Annotated in this window: 22 protein-coding genes; 12 read left to right on the forward strand and 10 right to left on the reverse strand. The window is 69.0% G+C overall.

The features are described 5' to 3' along the window. Window positions 1-4: 4 nt before the first annotated feature. The 3 genes from EAO79_RS14625 to EAO79_RS14635 form a co-directional block, all read right to left on the reverse strand. Window positions 5-1,351 carry a class II 3-deoxy-7-phosphoheptulonate synthase gene (locus tag EAO79_RS14625; protein ID WP_056005400.1) on the reverse strand — a complete coding sequence of 449 codons (1,347 nt, stop codon included), beginning with the start codon at window positions 1,349-1,351 and terminating at the stop codon, window positions 5-7. Window positions 1,352-1,470: 119 nt separating this feature from the next. Further along, window positions 1,471-2,154 (reverse strand): 1-acyl-sn-glycerol-3-phosphate acyltransferase, encoded by a 684-nt coding sequence (locus EAO79_RS14630; RefSeq protein ID WP_064297009.1) that lies wholly within the window; start codon window positions 2,152-2,154, stop codon window positions 1,471-1,473. Window positions 2,155-2,180: 26 nt separating this feature from the next. After that, window positions 2,181-3,134, reverse strand: a complete 954-nt coding sequence (locus EAO79_RS14635; RefSeq protein ID WP_079706022.1) for an ROK family glucokinase — start codon at window positions 3,132-3,134, stop codon at window positions 2,181-2,183. Window positions 3,135-3,321: 187 nt separating this feature from the next. On the opposite strand from EAO79_RS14635, the gene EAO79_RS14640 reads away from it, so the two are divergent. Further along, window positions 3,322-5,151, forward strand: coding sequence for a long-chain fatty acid--CoA ligase (locus tag EAO79_RS14640; protein WP_124769407.1), 1,830 nt, complete (start codon window positions 3,322-3,324; stop codon window positions 5,149-5,151). 54 nt (window positions 5,152-5,205) lie between these two features. Here the strand turns inward: EAO79_RS14640 and EAO79_RS14645 are convergent, their stop codons facing one another. Further along, entirely contained in the window at window positions 5,206-5,697 is a 492-nt protein-coding gene (locus EAO79_RS14645) for a peptide deformylase (RefSeq protein WP_124769408.1), read from the reverse strand. Window positions 5,698-5,786: 89 nt separating this feature from the next. Then, entirely contained in the window at window positions 5,787-9,194 is a 3,408-nt protein-coding gene (locus EAO79_RS14650) for a pyruvate carboxylase (RefSeq protein WP_124769409.1), read from the reverse strand. A gap of 73 nt (window positions 9,195-9,267) precedes the next feature. On the opposite strand from EAO79_RS14650, the gene EAO79_RS14655 reads away from it, so the two are divergent. Then, window positions 9,268-10,134: a ParA family protein gene (locus EAO79_RS14655; RefSeq protein WP_079002579.1), complete on the forward strand. Its 867-nt coding sequence runs from the start codon at window positions 9,268-9,270 to the stop codon at window positions 10,132-10,134. Between the two features lie 213 nt (window positions 10,135-10,347). Here EAO79_RS14655 and EAO79_RS14660 read toward each other — a convergent pair whose 3' ends face one another. The 4 genes from EAO79_RS14660 to EAO79_RS14675 all read right to left on the reverse strand — a co-directional run bounded on the left by EAO79_RS14660 (window position 10,348) and on the right by EAO79_RS14675 (window position 13,015). After that, a complete protein-coding gene (locus EAO79_RS14660; protein ID WP_064297014.1) occupies window positions 10,348-10,896 on the reverse strand; it encodes a MerR family transcriptional regulator in 549 nt (182 codons plus the stop codon). Window positions 10,897-11,098: 202 nt separating this feature from the next. Continuing rightward, entirely contained in the window at window positions 11,099-11,803 is a 705-nt protein-coding gene (locus EAO79_RS14665) for a MerR family transcriptional regulator (protein WP_079706024.1), read from the reverse strand. Then, window positions 11,803-12,324, reverse strand: coding sequence for an FHA domain-containing protein (locus EAO79_RS14670; RefSeq protein WP_086473205.1), 522 nt, complete (start codon window positions 12,322-12,324; stop codon window positions 11,803-11,805). Before EAO79_RS14670 ends, EAO79_RS14665 begins: the two co-directional genes overlap by 1 nt. Continuing rightward, complete coding sequence (locus EAO79_RS14675; protein WP_124769410.1) at window positions 12,317-13,015, reverse strand: CDP-alcohol phosphatidyltransferase family protein; 699 nt, start codon at window positions 13,013-13,015, stop codon at window positions 12,317-12,319. Before EAO79_RS14675 ends, EAO79_RS14670 begins: the two co-directional genes overlap by 8 nt. Window positions 13,016-13,053: 38 nt before the next feature. Here EAO79_RS14675 and EAO79_RS14680 point away from each other — a divergent pair, with 38 nt between their 5' ends. From EAO79_RS14680 to EAO79_RS14690, 3 genes are all read left to right on the forward strand, one after another. Then, window positions 13,054-13,425 carry an RNA-binding S4 domain-containing protein gene (locus tag EAO79_RS14680; protein ID WP_079706027.1) on the forward strand — a complete coding sequence of 124 codons (372 nt, stop codon included), beginning with the start codon at window positions 13,054-13,056 and terminating at the stop codon, window positions 13,423-13,425. A gap of 97 nt (window positions 13,426-13,522) precedes the next feature. After that, a complete protein-coding gene (locus EAO79_RS14685) occupies window positions 13,523-13,978 on the forward strand; it encodes a VanZ family protein (RefSeq protein ID WP_124769411.1) in 456 nt (151 codons plus the stop codon). Window positions 13,979-14,089: 111 nt separating this feature from the next. Further along, on the forward strand, window positions 14,090-14,836 hold the full coding sequence (locus EAO79_RS14690) for a GTP pyrophosphokinase family protein (protein WP_124769412.1): 747 nt from the start codon (window positions 14,090-14,092) through the stop codon (window positions 14,834-14,836). Here EAO79_RS14690 and EAO79_RS14695 read toward each other — a convergent pair. After that, window positions 14,833-15,297 (reverse strand): N-acetyltransferase, encoded by a 465-nt coding sequence (locus EAO79_RS14695; protein ID WP_086473201.1) that lies wholly within the window; start codon window positions 15,295-15,297, stop codon window positions 14,833-14,835. The two genes, EAO79_RS14690 and EAO79_RS14695, sit on opposite strands and share 4 nt — an antisense overlap. A 150-nt stretch (window positions 15,298-15,447) precedes the next feature. On the opposite strand from EAO79_RS14695, the gene EAO79_RS14700 reads away from it, so the two are divergent. From EAO79_RS14700 to EAO79_RS14730, 7 genes are all read left to right on the forward strand, one after another. After that, a complete protein-coding gene (locus EAO79_RS14700; RefSeq protein WP_124769413.1) occupies window positions 15,448-16,212 on the forward strand; it encodes a DUF1684 domain-containing protein in 765 nt (254 codons plus the stop codon). Between the two features lie 57 nt (window positions 16,213-16,269). After that, a complete protein-coding gene (locus tag EAO79_RS14705; RefSeq protein WP_241160897.1) occupies window positions 16,270-17,763 on the forward strand; it encodes an ABC transporter substrate-binding protein in 1,494 nt (497 codons plus the stop codon). Between the two features lie 62 nt (window positions 17,764-17,825). After that, window positions 17,826-18,794, forward strand: a complete 969-nt coding sequence (locus EAO79_RS14710) for an ABC transporter permease (RefSeq protein WP_079706032.1) — start codon at window positions 17,826-17,828, stop codon at window positions 18,792-18,794. Beyond that, window positions 18,791-19,657: an ABC transporter permease gene (locus EAO79_RS14715; protein WP_124769414.1), complete on the forward strand. Its 867-nt coding sequence runs from the start codon at window positions 18,791-18,793 to the stop codon at window positions 19,655-19,657. The genes EAO79_RS14710 and EAO79_RS14715 overlap by 4 nt, the downstream gene beginning before the upstream one ends. Next, window positions 19,654-20,475 (forward strand): ABC transporter ATP-binding protein, encoded by an 822-nt coding sequence (locus tag EAO79_RS14720; RefSeq protein ID WP_124769415.1) that lies wholly within the window; start codon window positions 19,654-19,656, stop codon window positions 20,473-20,475. Before EAO79_RS14715 ends, EAO79_RS14720 begins: the two co-directional genes overlap by 4 nt. After that, a complete protein-coding gene (locus EAO79_RS14725) occupies window positions 20,472-21,254 on the forward strand; it encodes an ABC transporter ATP-binding protein (protein ID WP_124769416.1) in 783 nt (260 codons plus the stop codon). Before EAO79_RS14720 ends, EAO79_RS14725 begins: the two co-directional genes overlap by 4 nt. Window positions 21,255-21,368: 114 nt before the next feature. Beyond that, complete coding sequence (locus EAO79_RS14730) at window positions 21,369-22,871, forward strand: MFS transporter (RefSeq protein WP_079706036.1); 1,503 nt, start codon at window positions 21,369-21,371, stop codon at window positions 22,869-22,871. The last annotated feature ends 2 nt before the right edge of the window (window positions 22,872-22,873 follow it).

Consider the following 22,873-nt stretch of genomic DNA (forward strand, 5'->3'; position numbering starts at 1 on the left):
AGACCTACTTCGCGGCGGCGAGCTCCTCCGCCACGAGGAAGGCGAGCTCGAGCGACTGCATGTGGTTGAGGCGCGGATCGCACAGCGACTCGTACCGCGTCGCCAGGGTCGCCTCGTCGATCTGCTCGGAGCCACCGAGGCATTCGGTGACGTCGTCGCCGGTGAGCTCGACGTGGATGCCTCCCGGGTGCGTCCCTGCGGCGCGGTGGGCTTCGAAGAACCCCTTGACCTCGTCCACGACGTCGTCGAAGCGGCGCGTCTTGTAGCCGGTGGGCGTCGTGAGTCCGTTGCCGTGCATCGGATCGGTGACCCACAGCGGCGTCGCGTCGGCACCCTTGATCGCCTCGAGCAGCGGAGGCAGGGCGTCCCTGATCTTGCCCGCACCCATCCGCGTGATGAACGTCAGGCGCCCGGGCTCGCGCTCGGGGTCGAGCTTGTCGATGAGACGCAGCATGTCGTCGGCCGAGGTGGTGGGGCCGAGCTTCACGCCGATCGGGTTGCGCACGCGCGACAGGAAGTCCACGTGCGCGCCGTCGAGCTCACGGGTCCGCTCACCGATCCACACGAAGTGGGCCGAGGTGTTGTACGGCGTCCCGGTCCGCGAGTCGATCCGCGTCATCGGTCGCTCGTAGTCCATGAGCAGCGCCTCGTGGCTCGAGTAGAACTCCACACCGCGCAGCTGGTCGAAGTCGGCTCCGGCCGCCTCCATGAACTTGATCGCACGATCGATGTCGCGCGCCAGTCCCTCGTACCGGTGGTTCACCGGGTTGGCGGCGAACCCCTTGTTCCAGCTGTGGACCTCGCGGAGGTCGGCGAACCCGCCCTGGGTGAACGCCCGGATGAGGTTCAGCGTCGATGCGGAGGTGTGGTAACCCTTGACGAGCCGAGCGGGGTCGGCCGTGCGCGACTCCGGGGTGAAGTCGTAGCCGTTGACGATGTCGCCGCGGTAGGCGGGCAGGGTGACGTCGCCCCGCGTCTCGGAGTCGTTGGAGCGCGGCTTGGCGAACTGCCCGGCCATCCGGCCCATCTTGACGACCGGCATCGACGCACCGTACGTGAGCACGACGGCCATCTGCAGGACCGTCTTCACACGGTTGCGGATCTGCTCGGCCGTCGCACCGGCGAAGGTCTCCGCGCAGTCGCCGCCCTGGAGCAGGAATGCATTGCCGCTCGCCGCCCGGGCCAACCGGTCGCGCAGGATGTCGACCTCGCCGGCGAAGACGAGCGGAGGGAGCGTCGCGAGTTCGGCGGAGGCACGCGCCACCGCGGCCTGGTCCGGCCATGACGGCTGCTGCTTGATCGGCAGCTCACGCCAATAGTCCAGTCCGGCGATCACCGAGGGTTCGGCCATGACGACTGGTTCTGTAGCGTGGGACACGGATTTCCTGTTTCTCTTCGACCGGACGCGCTCCGGAGCCCGCCCGGAAGGGGGAACGGACCGCGATCGCGGCCCGGTTTTTCAGCTTAGCGTCACGCCGACGCGGCGCGCTCCTTGACGCTCGTGGCGTAGACGTCGCGATAGTCCTGGCCCGAGAGCTTGCGGAGCTCGACCATCAACTCGTCCGTGACGCTGCGGAGGATGAAGCGGTCCCCCTCCATACCCTCGAACCGCGAGAAGTCGAGCGGCTTGCCGATGACGATCCCGATCCGACGGATCCGGGGCAGCTTCGTGCCGATGGGCATGACCTTCTCGGTGTCGATCATCGCGACGGGGACGATGGGGACCCCGGCCTCGAGCACCATCCGCGCGACCCCGGTGCGGCCTCGGTACATCGTCCCGTCGGGACTGCGCGTGCCTTCCGGGTAGATCCCGAGCAGGTGACCGCCGCCGAGGACCGCGAGTCCGGTGTTGAGCGAGGCTTCGGAGGCCTTGCCTCCCGACCGGTCGATCGGGAGTTGCCCCGTGCCGAGCATGAAGGTCTTCGTGGCCCAGCCGCCGAAGCCCTTGCCGCGGAAGTACTCGCTCTTGGCCAGGAAGGAGATCCGCCGATCGACGCACAGCGGGAGGATCACCGAGTCGATGAAGGACAGGTGGTTGCTGGCGATGATCGCGCCGCCGTGCTCCGGGATGTTCTCGGCGCCGATCACCCACGGCCGGAAGATCGACTTCAGGATCGGGCCGGCGACCAGGTACTTCATGAACCAGTAGAACATCGTGCTCCTCCGTCTTGCCGTCGTCGTCAGCCGAGGACGAGGGCGCTCCTGGCGAGATCGCCGGCGCCGATGACACCGGCGTCGTTCACGAGCTGCGCGATGCTGAAGGACGGCTCCGGGTGGAACCCGCGCGCCGGGAGGTGCGTCAGGAACGCCTCACGAACGGGGTCCAGGAGGAGGTCGCCGGCCTGGGCGACGCCGCCGCCGATCACGAAGATGTTGGGGTCGAGGATGGCCGACATGCTCGCGAGGGCCTGCCCCAGCAGATCGGCGAGCTCGTTGAGGCACCGGAGGGCGCCGGGATCACCGGACTCGAGCAGGGCGGAGACGTGGTGTCCGTTCAGCAGCCCGCCGGCCGCCACCCGGGCTCGGGCGAGGGCGGCACCGTCGCCACCGGCGTCCGCTGCCTCGTTCGCGAGTCGGAGCAACGCGTTCCCCGAGCAGTACTGCTCGACGCAGCCACGCGCGCCGCAGCCGCAGGGCAGACCGTCCGGGATGAGGCGCATGTGTCCCAGTTCCGCACCGCTGCCGAAGCCACCGGTGAGGAGCCGGTCGTCGAGGACGATCGCTCCGCCGACACCCGTGCCGATCGTCACCATGACCATGCTGCGTTCCTCGCGCCCCGCACCGAACCGGAACTCGGCCCAACCCGCGGCGTTCGCGTCGTTCTCGATGGTCACGACCTTGTCGGGCAACCGCGCGGCCAGCCGGGCCTGCAGGGGTTCGTTCCGCCAGGCGATGTTCGGCGAGTAGTAGACGGTCGAGCGAGTGGCGTCGAAGAACCCGGGGGCGGCGACGCCGACGCTCGAGATGCTGCCGTCGTCCAAGGACCGGACCATGGCGACGACGTCGTCGATGATGGCGTCGGGATCGGAGGCCTGCGTCGGCGTGCGCCCGGCCGCGAGGATCCGGCCGTCGTCGTCGACGACCCCGCCCGCGATCTTCGTCCCGCCGATGTCGATGCCGATCGCGTTTGCCATAACGGTGCCGTCTCCCTGTCCTGATGTCGCCGATACCGGCAGCGGCGTGTGACCGACCGTCAGTAGAGTCGGTCGCCCGCGCGCCGCAGTCGAGTCTACTGAGCGTCTGCGCGCCACAGAAACCGCGCAAACACCCGTGCTCTAGGATGGAGCCACATCTTGCCGACCTGGTACCGAAGGAGTTGCCGTGGAACAGTTCGACGTCCCTGCAGTCGTCGCAGCAGACCCATCCGCCAATGCGACCGATCTGCTCGTGAAGCGCCTGGCTGCTGCGCCCGACGCCGCACTGTTCGCCGTTCCCCGCGGGTCGGAGTGGGTGGACGTGACCACCGCCGAGTTCCACGCCCAGGTCGTCGCCCTGGCGAAGGGGCTCGTCGCCGCGGGGATCGAACCCGGCGACAAGATCGGGCTCATGTGCAAGACCCGGTACGAGTGGACCCTCATCGACTTCGCCGTGTGGTTCGCCGGAGCACTCCTCGTCCCGATCTACGAGACCAGCTCGCCGAGCCAGGTGCAGTGGATCCTCAGCGACTCGGGAGCGACGAGCGTGCTGGTCGAGACGCCCGACCAGTTCGCCCGCTTCGACGAGGTGCACGGCGACCTCCCCGATGTGGCACGGGTCTGGCAGATCGACCTCGGAGACCTCGACAAGATCGCGGCCGCCGGCGTCGACGTCCCCGACGAGGAGATCGAACGCCGCCGCAACCTCGCGGTGGGTTCCGACATGGCGACCCTCATCTACACCTCCGGCTCGACCGGCCGGCCGAAGGGCTGCGTCCTCACCCACTCCAACTTCGTCGAATTGTCGCGGAACTCGGCCGTCGCACTCAAGGACGTCGTGTCCGCTCCCGGCGCCTCCACCCTCCTCTTCATCACGACGGCGCACATCTTCGCGCGCTTCATCGCCGTGCTGTGCGTGCACTCCGGCGTGAAGACAGGCCACCAGCCGGACACGAAGCAGCTGCTCCCCTCGCTCGGCACCTTCAAGCCGACGTTCCTCCTCGCGGTCCCCCGGGTCTTCGAGAAGGTCTACAACTCCTCCGAGCAGAAGGCCGAGGCCGGCGGCAAGGGCAAGATCTTCCGCGCAGCCGCCGAGACCGGGATCGCCTACTCGAAGGCCCTGGAGAGCGGTTCCGTGCCGTTCGGCCTGAAGATGAAGTTCCGGGTCCTCGACCGCCTCGTGCTGTCGAAGATCCGCACGGCCATGGGCGGCCGGGTGCGCTACGCGGTCTCCGGCAGCGCTCCACTCGGTCCGCGACTCGGCCACTTCTTCCACGCGCTCGGCATCGTGATCCTCGAGGGCTACGGCCTCACCGAGACCACCGCGCCTGCAACGGTCAACCTCGCCCAGAAGTCGAAGATCGGCACGGTCGGACCGGCACTCCCCGGTGTCTCGCTCCGCATCGCCGACGACGGCGAGGTCGAGGTGCGTGGGATCAACGTCTTCAAGGAGTACTGGCAGAACCCCGAGGCGACGGCGGAGGCCTTCGACGACGGCTGGTTCCGCACCGGCGACATCGGGTCCTTCGACGCCGACGGCTTCCTCACGATCACCGGGCGGAAGAAGGAGATCATCGTCACCGCCGGCGGGAAGAACGTCGCCCCGGCGGCGCTCGAGGACCCGATCCGCGCGACCCCGGTCGTCGGACAGGTCGTCGTCGTCGGCGATCAGAAGCCGTTCATCAGCGCCCTCATCACGCTCGACACCGAGATGCTGCCGTCATGGCTCGCCAACAACGGCCAGGACGCGTCGATGAGCGCCGCCGAGGCTGCTCGGAACCCCGCAGTGCTCGCCGCCGTCCAGCGCGCCATCGACGAGGCCAACACCAAGGTGTCCCGCGCGGAGTCGATCCGCAAGTTCGTCATCCTCGACGACGAGCTCACGGAGGCGAGCGGTCACCTCACGCCGAAGCTCAGCATCAAGCGGAACGTGATCCTCAAGGACTTCGCGGAGACGATCGAGGGCATGTACCTCGGAGCGGGTTCGCCCGAGACCCAGGGGATGTCCCTGAAGTAGCGCCTCGACGGGCTCGGCGGTCGGTCGACGACCGCCGGGCCCGTCGACCGGCGTCTAGAACCAGTCGCTCTCGCGGACCTGCTTCATCGCCTCGCGACGGTGCTCCTTCGACAATCGGTCGAGGTAGAGCATGCCGTCGAGGTGGTCGGTCTCGTGCTGCAGCGCCTGGGCGAGGAGTCCTTCACCCTCGACGACGAGCTCCTGCCCGTCGAGGTCGATGCCGACGGCACGCGCGTAGGGATGGCGCGGCGTCGGGAACCAGAGCCCGGGCACCGACAGGCAGCCCTCGCCGATCTCCTCGAGTTCACCGCGCAACTCGACGAGCTTCGGGTTGATGAGGTACCCGATGACGCCGTCGACGTTGTAGCTGAACACGCGGAGTCCGACGCCGATCTGCGTGGCGGCGACGCCGGCACGACCGGGGAGCTCCACGCTGTCCACGAGATCGCGGACGAGGCTGCGGATGTCGTCGTCGATCGTGACGACCTCGGCCGTCGGAGCCTTCAGGACCGGGTCACCGAAGTGTCTGATGGGTCGTGTCGTCACGGGTTGGATCCTTCCGGGCGGGACAGGTGTGGTGGACGCGGAGACCGGCCGCGTCGCCTCGAGGAGGGACGCGGCCGGTCTCGGGAGAGTCAGGCGCTCGGCTTCACGACGACGAGCAGGTCGCCCGCCTCGACCTGCTGGGTCGCCGGGATGGCGAGGCGCTCGACGATGCCGGCGACGGCGGTCGTGATCGCCGCCTCCATCTTCATGGCCTCGATCGAGGCGACCGGCTGGCCCGCCTCGACGCGGTCGCCGACGGCGACCTTGACGGTCACGACGCCGGAGAACGGCGCGGCCACCTGGCCGGGGACGGAGGTGTCGGCCTTCTCGGCAGCGCGGGAGTCGACCTCGATGCTGCGGTCGCGGACGAACACCGGTCGCAACTGACCGTTGAGGGTCGCCATGACGGTGCGCATGCCCTTCTCGTCGGCCGCACCGATCGCTTCGAGCCCGACGAACAGCCGGACGCCCTTGTCGATCTCGACGACGTGCTCCATGCCCGGCTCGAGGCCGTACAGGTAGTCGGCGGTGTCGACGACGGAGAGGTCGCCGTACAGGTCGCGCTGCTGCTCGAACTGCTTGGTCGGCGCCGGGAACAACAACCGGTTGAGGGTCGAGCGGCGCTCGGCGGACTCGCCGTCGAGTGCGGCCTGATCTTCAGCGGAGATCGGCGTGATCCCGATGTCGACCGAACGACCGGCGAGGACCTTCGAGCGGAACGGCTCTGGCCATCCGCCCGGGAGTCCCCCGAGTTCGCCCGCCATGAACCCCACGACGGAGTCCGGGACGTCGTACTTGTCGGGGTTGGCCTCGAAGTCGGCCGGGTCCGCCTTGACGGCGGCGAGGTGGAGCGCGAGGTCGCCGACGACCTTGCTCGACGGGGTCACCTTGGGCACCCGACCGAGGATCTTGTTGGAGGCCGCGTACATGTCCTCGATGAGCTCGAAGTGGTCTGCGAGTCCCAGGGCGATCGCCTGCTGGCGGAGGTTCGACAGCTGACCGCCCGGGATCTCGTGCGTGTACACGCGACCGGTCGGGCCCGCGAGTCCTGACTCGAACGGCCGGTACATCGCGCGGACGGCCTCCCAGTAGGGCTCGAGGTCGGCGATCCCCTGCAGGGAGATGCCGGTGTCGCGCTCCGTGTGGGCCAGCGCGGCGACCAGCGAGGACGCGGACGGCTGACTCGTCGTGCCGGCCATCGGCGCGCTCGCGACATCGACGGCGTCGGCGCCCGCGTTGCTCGCCGCGAGGAGGGTCGCCAACTGTCCACCGGGGGTGTCGTGCGTGTGCACGTGGACCGGCAGGTCGAACCGCTCGCGGAACGCCGCGACGAGCTTGGCCGCCGCGGACGGACGGAGGAGCCCCGCCATGTCCTTGATGGCGAGCACGTGGGCACCGGACTCGACGATCTTCTCGGCGAGACGGAGGTAGTAGTCGAGGGTGTAGAGGTCCTCGGCCGGGTTCAGCAGGTCACCGGTGTAGCAGACGGCGACCTCCGCGACGGTCGTCCCCGTCTCCAGGACCGCATCGATGGCGGGGCGCATCTGCGACACGTCGTTGAGGGCGTCGAAGATCCGGAAGATGTCGATCCCGGTGTCGGCGGCCTCCCGCACGAAGGCGTTCGTCACCTCCGTGGGATACGGCGTGTAGCCGACGGTGTTCCGGCCGCGCAGCAGCATCTGGATCGCGATGTTCGGCATCGCCTGCCGCAGCGAGGCCAGTCGCTCCCACGGCTCCTCACCGAGGAAGCGGAGGGCCACGTCGTACGTCGCGCCACCCCAGGCCTCGACGGACAGCAGTTCGGGGGTGAGCCGGGAGACGAACGGTGCGACCGCCAGGAGGTCCTTCGTCCGGACGCGCGTGGCCAAGAGCGACTGGTGGGCGTCGCGGAAGGTGGTCTCGGTCACGGCGAGGGCGGTCTGAGCGCGGAGGGCGTCAGCGAAGCCCTTCGGGCCGAGCTCGAGCAGTCGCTGACGCGAGCCGGCCGGGGCGTCGGTGGTGATGTCGATCGCGGGCAGCTTGTCGACCGGGTCCGCGCCGGACGGACGCGACCCGTTGGGCTGGTTGACCGTGACGTCGGCGAGCCAGTTGACGATCTTCGTCCCGCGGTCCTTCGAGACGTGCCCGCGCAGGAGCTGCGGACGCTCGTCGATGAAGGAGGTGCTGAGGTCGCCGGCCACGAACGAGGCGTCCTCGAGGACCGCCTGCAGGAAGGGGATGTTCGTGGAGACGCCGCGGATGCGGAACTCGGCGAGGGCGCGCTTGGCTCGCGTGACGGCCGCCTCGAAGGTGCGCCCACGGCAGGTGAGCTTCGCGAGCATCGAGTCGAAGTGGGGACTGATCTGTGCACCGGAGGCGACCGTGCCGCCGTCGAGTCGGATGCCGCCGCCGCCCGGAGAGCGGTAGGTCGTGATCTTCCCGGTGTCTGGACGGAAGCCAGCCGTGGGGTCCTCGGTGGTGATGCGGCACTGGAGCGCGAAGCCGCGGAGGTGCAGGGACTCCTGCGTGAGGCCGAGGTCGCCGAGCGACTCGCCGGCGGCGATGCGCATCTGCGACTGGACGAGGTCGACGTCGGTGACCTCCTCGGTCACGGTGTGCTCGACCTGGATACGCGGGTTCATCTCGATGAACACGTGCTGTCCGGCCCGCTCCCCCGCGGTGTCGAGGAGGAACTCGACCGTCCCGGCGTTGACGTAGCCGATCGACTTGGCGAACGCGATGGCATCGCGGTACATGGCCTGACGAGTGTCCTCGTCGAGGTTCGGGGCCGGCGCGATCTCGACGACCTTCTGGTGCCGGCGCTGCACCGAGCAGTCGCGCTCGAAGAGGTGGATGGTCTCGCCGTCGGCGCTCGCCAGGATCTGGACCTCGATGTGCCGGGGGCGGACGACGGCCTGCTCGAGGAACATCGTCGGGTCGCCGAAGGCGCTGTCCGCCTCACGCATGGCGGCCTCGAGGGCGCCGCGGAGGTCCTCGGCGTTGTCGACGCGGCGCATGCCTCGTCCACCACCACCGGCGACCGCCTTCGCGAAGATCGGGAACCCGATGTCGGCGGCACCGGCGAGCAACTCTTCGATGTCGCGGCTGGCCGGCGTGGACTTCAGGACCGGGACCCCGGCCGCTATGGCGTGCTCCTTCGCGGTCACCTTGTTGCCGGCCATCTCCAGGACGGAGGACGGCGGACCGATGAAGGTGATGCCGGCGGCTCGAGCGGCCTCGGCCAGTTCCGGATTCTCGGAGAGGAAGCCGTACCCGGGGTAGATCGCGTCGGCGCCCGACTCCTTCGCGACGCGGATGATCTCCGAGACGTCGAGGTAGGCGCGCACCGGATGACCCTCCGTGCCGATCTGGTAAGCCTCATCGGCCTTCAGCCGATGCATCGAGTTGCGGTCCTCATAGGGGAACACCGCAACCGTCTTCGCCCCCAGCTCGTACGCGGCACGGAACGCCCGGATGGCGATCTCTCCGCGATTGGCGACAAGAATCTTCCTGAACATGGAACCCTTCCCACAACAGCCAACTCAGCAAACGTTGAGATTCCCTAGCCTAGTCACGGTAACGTTGAGCCTTGTGCATGTACTCAGCGTTAGCTCCCTGAAGGGGGGCGTCGGCAAGACCACCGTCACCCTTGGCCTGGCTTCCGCCGCGTTCTCGAAGGACATCCGCACGCTGGTCGTGGATCTCGACCCCCAATCCGACGTCTCGACCGGCATGGCCGTCGACGTCGCAGGGCACCTCACGGTGACGGACGTGCTGACCTCGCCGAAGAAGAAGATCGTCGAGCAGGCGATCGTGGCGAGCGGCTGGACGAAGATCCACCCGGGCAAGATGGACGTCATGATCGGCAGCCCGTCTGCGATCAACTTCGACGGCCCGCACCCCAGCATCCGCGACATCTGGCGCCTGGAAGAGGCACTCGCGCACGTCGAGGAGGAGTACGACCTCGTCCTCATCGACAGCGCCCCCTCGCTCAACGCGCTCACCCGCACCGCCTGGGCGGCGAGCGATCGCGTCGCCGTCGTCACGGAGCCGGGCCTGTTCTCGGTCTCCGCAGCCGACCGCGCCCTCCGCGCCGTCGAGGAGATCCGTCGTGGGCTGAGCCCCCGGCTGCAGCCGCTCGGCATCATCGTCAACCGGGTGCGTCCGCAGTCGATGGAGCACCAGTTCCGCATCAAGGAACTGCGCGACATGTTCGGTCCCCTCATCCTCAACCCGCAGCTGCTGGAGCGCACGTCACTCCAGCAGGCTCAGGGTGCCGCCAAGCCCGTCCACGTGTGGCCGGGTGACACGGCGCAGGAGATGGCGAAGAACTTCGACTCGCTCCTCGACCGCGTGCTGCGCACGGGCCGCGTCGGCGAGTACGCCGACGGCGCTCCCCCGGAGCCGGCTGCCGTCACGAGTCCCGCTGCCGTCGAGGCACCCTCCACCGACAGCTGAGGTCGCGGCGAGACCGTTCGGTCGGCTCACGGACCAGGCGCTCGCTCGGGTCGCCCTTCGACAGGCTCAGGGACCGGCAGGCGCGCTCATGGACCGGCCGGAGCTCCAGGACCGGCAGGAGCACCCAGTACCCCGGGATGCGCGCTCAGGGAACGTGTGGCGCGCGTCGGTGAGCCCTTCGACAGACTCAGGGACCGGCGCCTTCGGCTCGGGTCAGGCGCTGCGAGCGGAGCGACGTGCTGCGAGCTCGTCCATGGGGTCGGCCGACTGTGCGTCGAACTCGATGAGCGTGGACTCCACCTCGCGCAGCACCTTGCCGACGGCGATGCCGAAGACGCCCTGTCCGCGGCTGACGAGGTCGATGACCTCGTCGTTCGAGGTGCAGAGGTAGACACTGGCGCCGTCGCTCATGAGCGTGGTCTGGGCGAGGTCGACGATGCCCGCTTCGCGGAGCTGGTCGACTGCCGTGCGGATCTGCTGCAGGGAGATGCCCGTGTCGAGCAGGCGCTTGACGAGCTTGAGGACGAGGATGTCGCGGAAGCCGTAGAGACGCTGCGTTCCGGATCCGGATGCACCGCGGACGGTGGGCTCGACCAGACCCGTCCGGGCCCAGTAGTCGAGCTGGCGGTAGCTGATGCCGGCTGCACGGGCGGCGACCGCTCCGCGGTAGCCCTGGCCCTCTTCGAGTTCTGGAAGCCCGTCGGTGAACAGCAGCCCGAGGTCACCGTACCGTGACGCCCCGTCGCGACTGAGTTCACTCATGTCTGCTTCTCCTCGATGTTCGCTGCACGGTCGGTACGGTCTCGACGGGGGCGTCGAGCCGGCTTGACCACTCCCACCACGCTACCGATCCGCCCCGGTCAACGCTGCGACATCCGTTCGAAACGGACGGCGTGTCGTGACGAGTGATCGAACTGTGACCTGGCCGTGATGGATGAGGGCAGTCTACGCCCTGGGAGGTCGATCAGGAGGATTGGTGTCGCTCGAGTGCCGAGCGGACGAGGTTCGACCGCACACCCTCGAGCTGTGCGGCGATCTCCAGCGCCCGGTCGGCGGTACGTGCCCGGCCGGCGGCGTCGTTCCGCTTGGCGACGGCGCTCAACGCGCTCTCGATGAGCCCGACCTCGCGCTCGATCGAGGCGCGGAACCCGCGGAGGTGCCGTGGTTCGATGCCGGAGCGCTGCAGCTCCACGAGGATCCGCAGGAGGGACGCGACGTCCTCGCCGTAGTTCTCGGCGGGCAGGATCAGCGACGCGCTCACGGCGTCGTTGAAGAGCATCGGGGTGGCGCCGGCTTCGCGGATCAGCTCGTTCCGCGAGAATCTGCGGACCCCGGGGTGGATCGACGGCGCGCCGACGGCTTGCCCACTGCCAGGGAACAGCGGCGACCGTCCCGCGTCGACCTCGACGAGGTAGGTGCGGATGACCTTGAGGGGGAAGTAGTGATCTCGCTGCATCGACAGGATCAGCCGCAGGCGTTCGAGGTCATCGCTCGAGAACTTCCGGTACCCCGACTTCGTCCGCGCCGGGGACACCAGCCCCTGCTCCTCGAGGAACCGGAGCTTCGAATTGCTCAGCTCGGGGAACTCCGGAGTGAGGCGTGCGAGGACCTGCCCGATGCTCAGCAGCGGAGCACCGTCGCTTCGCGCGTTCGCGCTGGCTGCCGCCACTAGCTTCCCAGCTGGGAGGCGAGGTCGATCCGCGACGCGTAGAAGGTGAGGCGGAACTTGCCGATCTGCACCTCGGCGGCGTCGCGCAGGATCGCCTTGTCGATGCGGACACCGTCGAAGTACGTGCCGTTCAGGGAGTTGAGATCGCGGATCTCGAACGCGGTCCCGTGACGGTGGAACTCGGTGTGCCGACGCGACACCGTGACGTCGTCGAGGAAGATGTCGGCCTCGGGGTGACGTCCGACGGTGGTGACGTCGGCGTCGAGGAGGAACCGCGCACCGGCGTTCGGACCACGACGGACGATCAGCAGCGCTGAACCGGACGGCAGGGCCGCGATCGCCTCGTGCTCCTCAGCGGTGACGTCGGAGTCGATCGCCGCGAGGGCCGCTCCGAGGTCTTCACCGAAGGTGAGTGTCGTGTCGACTTCCCGATCGCCCGAGCCGCTCGTCGGGGCACCGTCATCGACAGCTCCCGGCGTGTACGCCCCGGTCGCGGGATACTTCTCATCGTGCTCAGCCACCGTCGACCTCCTCTCCGTCAAGCGTATCCGATGTGGCGTCACTGTCGAGCCGCCCGGTCGAGGGTGATCCGTCGGATCGGGCCCGTTCCCGCTGCTTCGAACGGGCATCCCCCGAGATGCGCACGGTCTGCAGCAGGTAGAGGATGCCGGCCCACCAGTAGAGCGTCGCTCCGGCGATCACCGACACCCAACCGAGCGGCGTCGCGATCATCGCGACGGCTGGGAACGCCTGACCGAGCATGAGGACCGGGAGCCCGATGAACAGGAGTGCCGTGCCCCACTTCCCCACGCGGATGATCGGGAGCACGCCCGTACCGGACCGGTGCAGGACGACGGCGAGCCCGACGAGCAGCAGGTCGCGGGCGAAGACGACGATGAGCAACCACCACGGGATGAGTCCGCGGGCCGCGAGACCGATCAACGCTGCGAGGATGTAGAGGCGATCGGCGGCCGGATCGAGTTGTCGACCGAGCTTCGTCATCTGGTCGAACCGTCGCGCGATCCACCCGTCGAGGAGGTCGGTGACGCCCGAGAACGCGAGCGTCGCGAGAGCCAACAGGTCCTGCCCCTGCACGAGGAGGATCAGGAAGACCGGGACGAGGAGGATCCGGAAAACGCTGAGCGCATTGGGGAGGGTGACGACGCGGTCTTCACCGGTCCGTCGAACCCCGCGCCCCGCCCCGTCAGTCACGGGTCGAGTCTACCGATGGGCTGCTCTACCATCGGAGGATGGACAGCCCGTCGAGCGTGCGCGTCGACGCATGGATCTGGGCGGTGCGGCTGACGAAGACCCGCTCGGCCGGCGCGACCGCCTGCCGAGCCGGCCACGTCCGGGTCAACGGCGAGCGGGCGAAGCCGGCACAGGCCGTCAGGATCGGTGACGAGGTCCGACTCCGCGTGGCGGGCTTCGACCGGGTCGTGGAGGTCCGACGCCTCATCGCGAAACGGGTCGGGGCGGACGTCGCGGCGGAATGTCTCATCGACCGCTCTCCCCCGCTGCCGACGCCGGCGGAACGGCAGGTCGTGGCCGTCCGAGACCGGGGCGCCGGTCGACCGACGAAGCGTGAACGACGCGACATCGAGCGGTTGCGAGGGCGCTGACGCGCTGCTGACGACCCGACCGGCCTCATCGGCGACGCATCGTCCCCGTCCAGGGAACACTCAAGCGCCGCCAAGGTGGCTCGGGCATGCTGGGCCGATGTTCCGCCGCCATCCCGTGCTCAGCACCCTCACCGTGGTGTACCTCGCGCTCGTGGCGGCCATCACCCTCGGCCCACGGCCCTTCGACGGCCGGACCGAGTCCCTCGTGTACCGACTCGTCGACCTCCTCGCCCGGTGGGAGTCGACGGCGTGGGTCACTTACGAGCGCCTCGAATTCGGAGCGAACATCGCCATGTTCGTCCCGATCGGCGTCTTCTTCCTGCTCCTGCTCGGACGGCGGCGCTGGTGGCTCGCCATCCTCGTCGCAGCCACGCTGACGGTCGGCATCGAGGCCGCGCAACTCGCGATCCCCGGACGCGTGAGCGATCCCCGCGACCTTCTCGCGAACACGTCCGGGGCCGTCGCCGGGGTCGTCCTCGGCCTGATGCTGACCGCCGGGCGCGCCCGCCGGCTCCAGGCCTCGTCACGTCGCCGCGCGGCCCTGCAGCACTGAACTGCTCGCGACAGTCCTGATTCACAGGAGGCTGAGAGGCGTTCCAAGGCCGCTTCAGTAGAGTGCGAGCGGGCCGTCGGCCCGTCGGAGACAGAGCTGGAGCGCACGCCCATGACCGGACCAACGTCGTCGGACAACCTCGAGGAGCTGAAGCGCCTCAAGGACGAGTTCACGCGGTTCATGATGCTGTACAAGTTCGGCATCGACGAGATCACCACGAAGCTCAACATCCTCAAGGAGGAGTTCACGCAGATCCACGACTACAACCCGATCGAGCACATCAGCTCGCGGTTGAAGTCGCCGGAGAGCATCATCGGCAAGATCGAACGCAAGCAGTACGGGCAGGACATCGACGACATCCGCGAACACATCACGGACATCGCGGGCATCCGCGTCACCTGCAGCTTCATCTCCGACACCTACAAGGTGTTCGAACTCCTGACGAGCCAGCAGGACATCACCGTGGTGAAGGTCAAGGACTACATCGCGAACCCGAAGCCGAACGGGTACCAGAGCCTCCACGTGATCGTCGAGGTTCCGGTGTTCATGTCCGACGGCGTCGTGCAGGTGCCCGTCGAGATCCAGTTCCGGACGATCGCCATGGACTTCTGGGCGAGCCTCGAACACAAGATCTACTACAAGTACGACAAGGCCGTGCCGGACAGCCTGCTCGCCGAGCTCAAGCACGCAGCCGAGGCGGCGTCCAGGCTCGACGCGAAGATGGAGCACCTCCACGGCGAGGTCCTCGCGCTCGACCGGGCGACGACCTCGCGGACCACCGACGACGGGCACCCGAAGCCTCCGTCACTCGCCGACCGGGTCATGACCGAGCTGATCGACGGGCTGGACCCGCGTTAGAGCGCCTTGCGCATCTGCACGGCCATCGTCTCGTAGCCGAGCGACTCGTACAGGCCGCGCGCGATCCGGTTGAACCCGAAGACGTTCAGCCCGAGCGTCTTCGCGCCCTGCTCCTTTGCCGCAGTCTCGGCGAGCTGCATGGCCTGCCGGCCGAGCCCACGCCCGCGGAACGACTCGTCGATCTCCACGTCCCAGACCCACCACTCGTCCGGGTGGCTCGTGCTCCGCGGTCCGATCCAGAGCACGCCGACCGCGGCTTCGTCGAGGACCACCTCGAAGACGAGGTGTCCGACCTGGAGTCGGCCGGCCGGGAACGTCTCGGCGAGGGACTGTGCCGCCTTCGCCGTCGCCTCTGCCTCGGTCTCCCCCGCCTCGATGCGTTCGAGGCGGTACTGCGCGTTCGCGGCGAGCATCCACCCCCGCAGTCGATCGGCGGGCATGCGGACGAGCGTGGCGTTCATGAGGACATCCTCCCAGAACGTCGCGACCCCGTCGCTCGCCGTCCTGCGCCGGGTCGTCGCCGGGCTCGGGAATAGTTCCCGCCCGAAACGAGCTGGACTCCGAAGGACACACGATTGGGATCCGCCCGTCGTCATCCGGAGAATCGAGACATGCCGATCCACACCGCCCCGCAGCCGAACGCGATCGCCGAGCACGACGCCTGGCGCGACGACCGTCGAGCCGCCGTGACCGCGCCACTCGGCAACCTCGCCCTCGTCGAGACGCGGTGGCTCGCGGAGGAGACGCCGGCCACCGTCGATGCAGCCGCAGCCGCCATCGCCGCCGAGCAGCCGAGCGGCGTGACGGTGACGACGCTCCGCCGCACCCACCTCGACACGGGCCAGGACGAGGTCGGCATCCGCCGATGGGACGCGAACGCACCCGCCATCCGCGCGTTCGACGGCATCGAGGTCTTCCCGTACGACGCCGCGTGGGTCCAGACGGCGCGGTTCACGCCGGTCGACGGCTCGCGGACCGTGCCGTTCGAGCACATCCGAGACAACGGAGGATCACGGGAGCTCGTCGTCCCCGGCGACATCGCGTTCACTCGGGACGGCGTCGAGTACACGATGAGCGCCTTCGACGACGGCGGCACGCTCCTCCTCGTGTTCGGCGACGCGACGAACGGCCGAGATGACGAGTCGGGCACCTACGGCGCCGGCCGGTTCCTGTTCGTGCAGCGGACCGACGACGGAGGCTTCGGCACGGCGGGCGAGGTCGTCCTCGACTTCAACCGCGCGTTCGTGCCGCCCTGCGGCTTCTCCGTGCAGTACAACTGTCCGATGCCGCCGCCGCAGAACCGGTTCGCCGGAGACGTCCTCGCCGGAGAACGGATCGTCCGGTTCCGCGAGGGCTTCGACCTCTACGCCGTCTGACCCCCAGCACCCCACAGCCTGCACCAGCATCATCACCCCCACACCACAGGAGTATCCGTGAAGAGAACCATCGGGCTCGTCGCCCTGTCCGTCGCCGCCGCCGTCGCCCTCGCCGGCTGCGCCGGTGGTGGTGGCAGTTCGGCGACGGGCGACGACGCGACCATCGCCGTCGGCTCGCTCTACGAGCCGCAGAACCTCAGCAACACCGGCGGCGGCGGCCAAGGCGTCACGGAGGCCTTCACCGGCAACGTGTACGAGGGCCTGTACCGCCTCACGGACGACGGCGAGGTCGAACCGGTGCTCGCCGCCGACAGCACGGTGAGCGACGACGGCCTGACGTACACCTTCACCCTCAAGGACGGCGTCACCTTCCACTCCGGCGACCCGCTCACCTCGGCGGACGTGAAGTCGAGCATCGAAGCCGTGACCGCCGAGGACTCGCAGTCGGCACGGAAGAGCAGCTTCGCGGTGATCTCCGGCATCGCGACCCCCGACGACAAGACCGTCGTCATCACCCTCTCCGAGCGCTCCATCTCCTTCATCTACAACCTGAGCTACGTCTGGATCGTCAACGACGCGGCGAAGGACCTCAAGACCACCGAGGACGGCACGGGTCCGTACACGCTCGGCGACTGGAAGCGCGGCAGCACCCTGAGCCTCGAGCGCTGGGACGACTACTGGGGTGAGCCCGCCAAGAACGCGGAGGTGGTCTTCACCTACTTCACCGACGCGACCGCGCTCAGCAATGCGCTCGTCACGAAGCAGATCGACATCATCACGAGCGTGCAGAGCCCCGACCAGCTGAGCCAGTTCACCGACAACGCGGACTACGTCGTCTCCGACGGCGACTCCACGACGAAGGAGCTGCTCGCCTTCAACGACCGGGTCGCCCCGTTCGACCAGGCGCTCGTCCGCAAGGCCGTGTACTCCGCGATCGACACCAAGAAGCTGCTCTCGTCCATCTGGGGCGAGTACGGCACGCTCATCGGGTCGATGGTCCCGCCGACGGACCCCTGGTACGAGGACCTCACGCAGGTGAACCCGTACGACCCCGAGCTCGCGAAGCAGCAGCTCGCCGAAGCGGGCTTCGCCGACGGCTTCACCTTCACCCTCGACACCCCGAGCTACGACCCGCACCCGGCCGTCGCCGAGTTCCTCCAGAGTGAACTCGCGAAGGTCGGCATCACGGTCGAGATCAACACGATCAGCGCGGACGAGTGGTACTCGAAGGTGTTCAAGGAACGCGACTTCCAGGCGACCCTCCAGGAGCACGTGAACGACCGCGACGTCGTCTGGTACGGCAACCCGGACTTCTACTGGGGCTACGACAACCCCGAGGTGACCCAGTGGGTGTCGGAGGCCGAGCAGGCGACGACCACCGAGGAGCAGACGGCGAAGCTGAAGCTCGTCAACGAGCAGATCGCCGAGGACGCGGCGAGCGTGTGGCTCTACCTCTACCCGCAGATCGTCGTCGCCGCGAGCGACGTCTCGGGGTACGGCGTCAACGGCCTGAACTCGCAGTTCTTCGTGGCGGACATCGTCCGCAAGTAGTCGTCGCCCGGGCCGACCGGCACCGCCCGGTCGGCCCAGGCCTCGCTACGCTGAGGTCCACCATGCTCGCTTACCTGCTGCGCCGATCCGCGTTCCTCGTGGTGTCGTTCCTCGTCGCCATGACGGTGCTGTTCGTGCTGCTCCGGCTGCTGCCGGGCGACCCGTCGAACGCCCTGCTCTCGGTGAACGCCACGCAGGAGCAGATCGACGCGGCGCGCGAGCAGGTGGGAGCCGACCGGCCGCTCGGCGAGCAGTTCGCCGCCTGGTTCGGCGGCGTCCTCACCCTCGACCTCGGTTCCTCGTTCGTGAGCTCGCTCCCGGTCGGACCCGAGATCGCGTCGCGCCTCCAGGTCACCGTGCCGCTGACGCTCCTCGCGTTCCTCCTCGCCGTGGTGCTCGCCCTCGTGGCCGGTGTCGTGTCCGCACTCCGGGCCGACCGCTGGTACGGCATCGCGTTGTCCGGCCTCTCGCAGCTCGGGATCGCCGTTCCGGTGTTCTGGGTCGGCATCCTGCTCGTCAGCGTGTTCGCGGTGACGCTCCGACTGTTCCCGTCCGGCGGCTTCCCTCGCGACGACTGGGCAGATCCTGCCGCGGCACTCACGAGCCTCGCCCTCCCGGTCATCACCATCGCCATCGTCATGAGTGCGTCGATCACCCGATACGTCCGCTCCGCCACGCTCGACGTGGTCGGGAGCGACTATCTGCGCTCGGCACGGGCGCAGGGAGCCGGCTTCGGTGAGGCCCTGCTCCGACACGGCGCCCGGAACGCCGCGGTGCCCGTCGTGGCGATCCTCGGCATCGAGCTCGCCACCACCTTCCTCGGCGCCGTCGTGGTCGAGAGCGTCTTCAGCCTGCCCGGCCTCGGGTCGATGCTCCTGACGGCGATCCAGCAGCACGACTACCCGAACATCCAGGGCATCCTCCTCGTCTCGACCCTCGTCGTCCTCCTGACGGGTTTCGTCGCCGACATCGCGCAGCGGCTCATCGATCCGCGTCTGCGCACTTCGATCTCGGGGAACGGGCTCCGATGAGCGCCGTCGACGCCCAGACCGCGCTCGCCGACCGACGCCCGGTGCGGCGCCGCGCCCCTTCCGCGACGCTGACCGTCGGACTCGTCCTCGTCGGCGTCATCGCCGTCCTGGCGGCCGTCTCGCTCGTGTGGTTGCCCTTCGCACCCACGGACACCTCCGGCGGTCGTCTCGAAGGCCCGACCGGCACCCACTGGCTCGGTACGGACAAGCTCGGTCGCGATTTGATGACCCAGCTCATGGTCGGTGCGCGCATCGCGCTCGCGACCGGGGCGGGGGCCGTCGCGGTCGGCGCGGTCATCGGTATCGCCGTGGGACTCGCTGCGGCCTTCGCGTCGGCCTGGCTGGACGACACGATCTCCGCCGCGCTCGACGTCGTGATCGCCTTCCCGGTGCTCCTGCTCGCCATGCTCATCGTGGCAGCCCAGGGCGCGTCACTCGGCACCGCCATCATCGCGATCGGACTCGCCATGTCGGCCATCGTGGCCCGCCTGACCCGGATCCTCACGAAGCGGGTCCTCAGCGAGCAGTACGTGGTCGCGGCCAGGACTGCCGGGACGAGCTGGGCCGGTGTCATCGGCCAGCATGTGCTCCCGAACATCTGGCCCACCCTGAGCGTCAACCTCGCGCTGCAGTTCGGCATCGCCGTCCTCGCCGAAGCGAGCCTGTCGTACCTCGGCCTCGGCGCGCCACCGCCGAACGCCTCCTGGGGACGTCTGCTGCAGGAGGCCCAGGCCACCGTCACGACGGCACCGGTCGGCGCGATCGCTCCGGGTGTCGCCGTGGTGATGCTCGTGGTGGGCGTGAACTTCATCGCGGACGGCCTGCGGGACCTCGGCGATCCGACGAGGAGGCGCGGCGCATGAGCGATCTCCTCGACATCTCCGGACTGACCATCACCCGAGGCGTCCGGCGCGGTGCTCCCGACGGCGCTGACCGGCCGCTCCTCGACGGGCTGGACCTGACCATCGCCGCCGGGGGTCGCCTCGGACTCATCGGCGGTTCCGGGTCCGGGAAGTCCTTGACCTCCCTCGCGGTGATCGGGCTGCTCGGCGAACAGCTGAGCGCGAGCGGCAGCGTCGAACTGGCCGGCACCCAGGTGATCGGTGCCCCGGACCGCGCGCTGCGGCCACTCCGCGGTCGGGTTGCCGGACTCGTCTTCCAGGAGCCGCTGACCGCACTCGACCCGCTCATGCGGGTCGGCGCCCAGCTCGCCGAGCCCCTGCGTCGCCATCTGGGACTCCGGGGCGAACGGCTCAAGGAGGCCGTCGAAGCAGCCCTCGTCGAGGTGTCCCTCACCGACACTGCGCGCATCGCCGCCTCCTACCCCCACGAGCTGTCCGGCGGGCAGCGGCAGCGCATCGCGATCGCCATCGCGCTCGCCGGTCGCCCGCAGCTCCTCATCGCGGACGAGCCGACGACGGCGCTCGACGTGACCGTCCAGGCGGAGGTGCTCGCGCTCATCGACCGGCTCGTCCGGGAACGCGGCATGGCGCTCCTGTTCATCAGTCACGACCTCGCCGTCGTGTCGACCATGGTCGACGAGGTCGTCGTGCTGAGCGAGGGTCGGGCCGTGGAACGCGGCGCGGTGGCGCAGGTGCTGACGGCACCGCAGCACGAGGACACCCGTCGTCTGGTCACCAGCGCACGCGCGCTCGACGACGCGCTGGAGGACCCACGATGACCGATGCACCGATCACGACGACGCCGATCCTCGAGCTGGATGCGGTCGGTTTCCGGTACCGCGGCGGTCAGGAGGCCCTGGCCGACGTGTCGCTGGCCGTCGGCGCAGGAGAGGCCGTCGGGATCGTCGGTCAGTCCGGCGCCGGTAAGAGCACCCTCCTCCGGCTGCTGCTCGGCCTCGACCGGCCGACCACGGGCTCGGTCCGGTTCGACGGTGGCGCACTGGACCCCCGCGATCGGACACGGGTCCGTCGGTTCCGCGAATCGGTGCAGGCCGTCTTCCAGGATCCGTACTCCTCGCTCGATCCTCGGCAGCGCATCGGGCGCATCGTGGCCGAACCGCTGCGATCCCTCCGTCTGGCGACCACCGAGCAGGCGACCGTCCGCGCGACCGAGGCACTCGAGGCGGTGGGACTGCCCGCCGACGCGGCGTCGCGGTTCCCGCACGAGTTCTCGGGCGGCCAGCGGCAGCGGATCGCCATCGCCCGCGCGATCGTCCCGAACCCCCGGCTCCTCCTCGCCGACGAGCCCGTCAGTGCCCTCGACATGAGCACCCGGATCCAGATCATCGAGCTCCTCGCCGAGCTGCGGGCCTCGAACGGCCTGGCGCTCGTGATGGTCTCGCACGACCTCGGCACGGTGGCCGCGCTGTGTGAACGCACGATGGTCCTCCGACACGGGCAGGTCGTCGAGGCCGGCGCCACCGCGCAGGTCCTCCACGATCCCGCCGAGGCCTACACGAAGCAGCTCATCGCGGCGATCCCCCGCCTCCCGCGCTGAGTCGACGACGAGGCCGACGCCGTCGGCCCGGCCGAGCCGGGAATACGGCGCCGGCGGACGGTGTTCGACTCCGAGTGGCCTCGGCCGCATCGACTCTCCACAGGAACAGGACCCGTGACGCAGGATTCAGCGCAGCCCGACGACCACGACGAGGACCAGCCTGGGGCCGAGCGCCCCTGGCTCAGCGACGAGGAGCGGGCGGCACTCCGCAAACCACTTCCGGAGCGGGCGGTCGTCACGAGCCTCGCGTTCACCGGTCTCGTCGCGGCGTTCATGATGACGCTCGTCACCCCACTCGTGCCGACGCTTCCCACGATCCTCGGCGTGCACGCCTCCGACAGCATGTGGGTCGTGACGGCCACGCTCCTGTCGGCCGCGGTCGCGACCCCGATCGCCGGTCGGCTCGGCGACCTCTACGGCAAACGACGGATGGTGCTCATCCTGCTCGGGATCATGATGGCCGGATCGGTGCTCGCCGCCTTCTCGTCCACGATCGTCCCGCTCATCGTCGCCCGTGCCCTCCAGGGGATGGCGATGGGCGTGATCCCGCTCGGCATCAGCATCCTGCGCGACGTGCTCCACGCGAAGCGGCTCGGCCCCGCGGTCGCGCTCGTGAGTGCCACCCTCGGCATCGGTGGTGCCGTCGGTCTCCCGATCTCCGCCGTGATCTCGCAGTACCTGGACTGGCATGTGCTGTTCTGGGTCGCGGGTGCACTCGGGCTCATCGGCTTCGTCCTCGTCGCGCGCTTCGTCCCGGTGAGCACCCTCCGGAGCGAAGGCGGTTTCGACTGGATCGGCGCGATCGGTCTCGCCGCCGGCCTCGTCCCGATCCTCCTCGCCGTCTCGAAAGGCAACGAGTGGGGTTGGACGAGCGTCGGGACCCTCAGCTGCTTGATCGGCGGCGTCGTCGTGCTCCTGCTCTGGGGGTGGTTCGAGGTACGGTCCTCCAGCCCGCTCGTCGACCTGCGCATCGCCGCCAGGCGGACGGTGCTCTTCACGAACCTCGCATCCATCACGGTCGGCTTCGCCTTCTTCGGCAGCACGGTCGTCCTCCCGGGCATCCTCGAGGCGCCGGTCGGCACCGGGGTCGGTCTCGGGCAGAACATGCTCATCGCGAGCCTCTGCCTCATGCCCAGCGGTCTCATCATGTGGGCGATGTCGCCGGTCGCCGCTCGACTGACCGCGGCCAAGGGCGCCCGGTTGAGCCTGCTGATCGGCATCACGATCATCGCGGTCGGCTACGCGATCGCGATCGGACTCATGACCGAGGTCTGGCACACCGTGCTCACAGCCACCGCGGTCGGCTTCGGGGTGGGGTTCGCCTACGCCGCCATGCCGACGCTCATCATGGGTGCCGTCCCGCCCAGCGAGACGGCGGCGTCCAACGGACTCAACTCCGTGATGCGGACGCTCGGTTCCACGATCGCGAGTGCGGTGATCGGCGCCATCCTGGCCTCCCAGGTCGTCACCGACGGAGCTGTCACGACACCCAGTGCGGACGCCTTCCGTCTGAGCTTCGCGATCTGCGCTGCAGCAGCCGTCGTCGGACTCGTCTGCACGATCCTGCTGCCGCGGCACCTGGCCAAGGACACCCGCTCCAGCCTCCACGAGGGCTGATG

The sequence above is a fragment of the Plantibacter sp. PA-3-X8 genome, assembly GCF_003856975.1.
In the GTDB taxonomy this organism is placed as follows: Bacteria; Actinomycetota; Actinomycetes; order Actinomycetales; family Microbacteriaceae; genus Plantibacter; species Plantibacter auratus.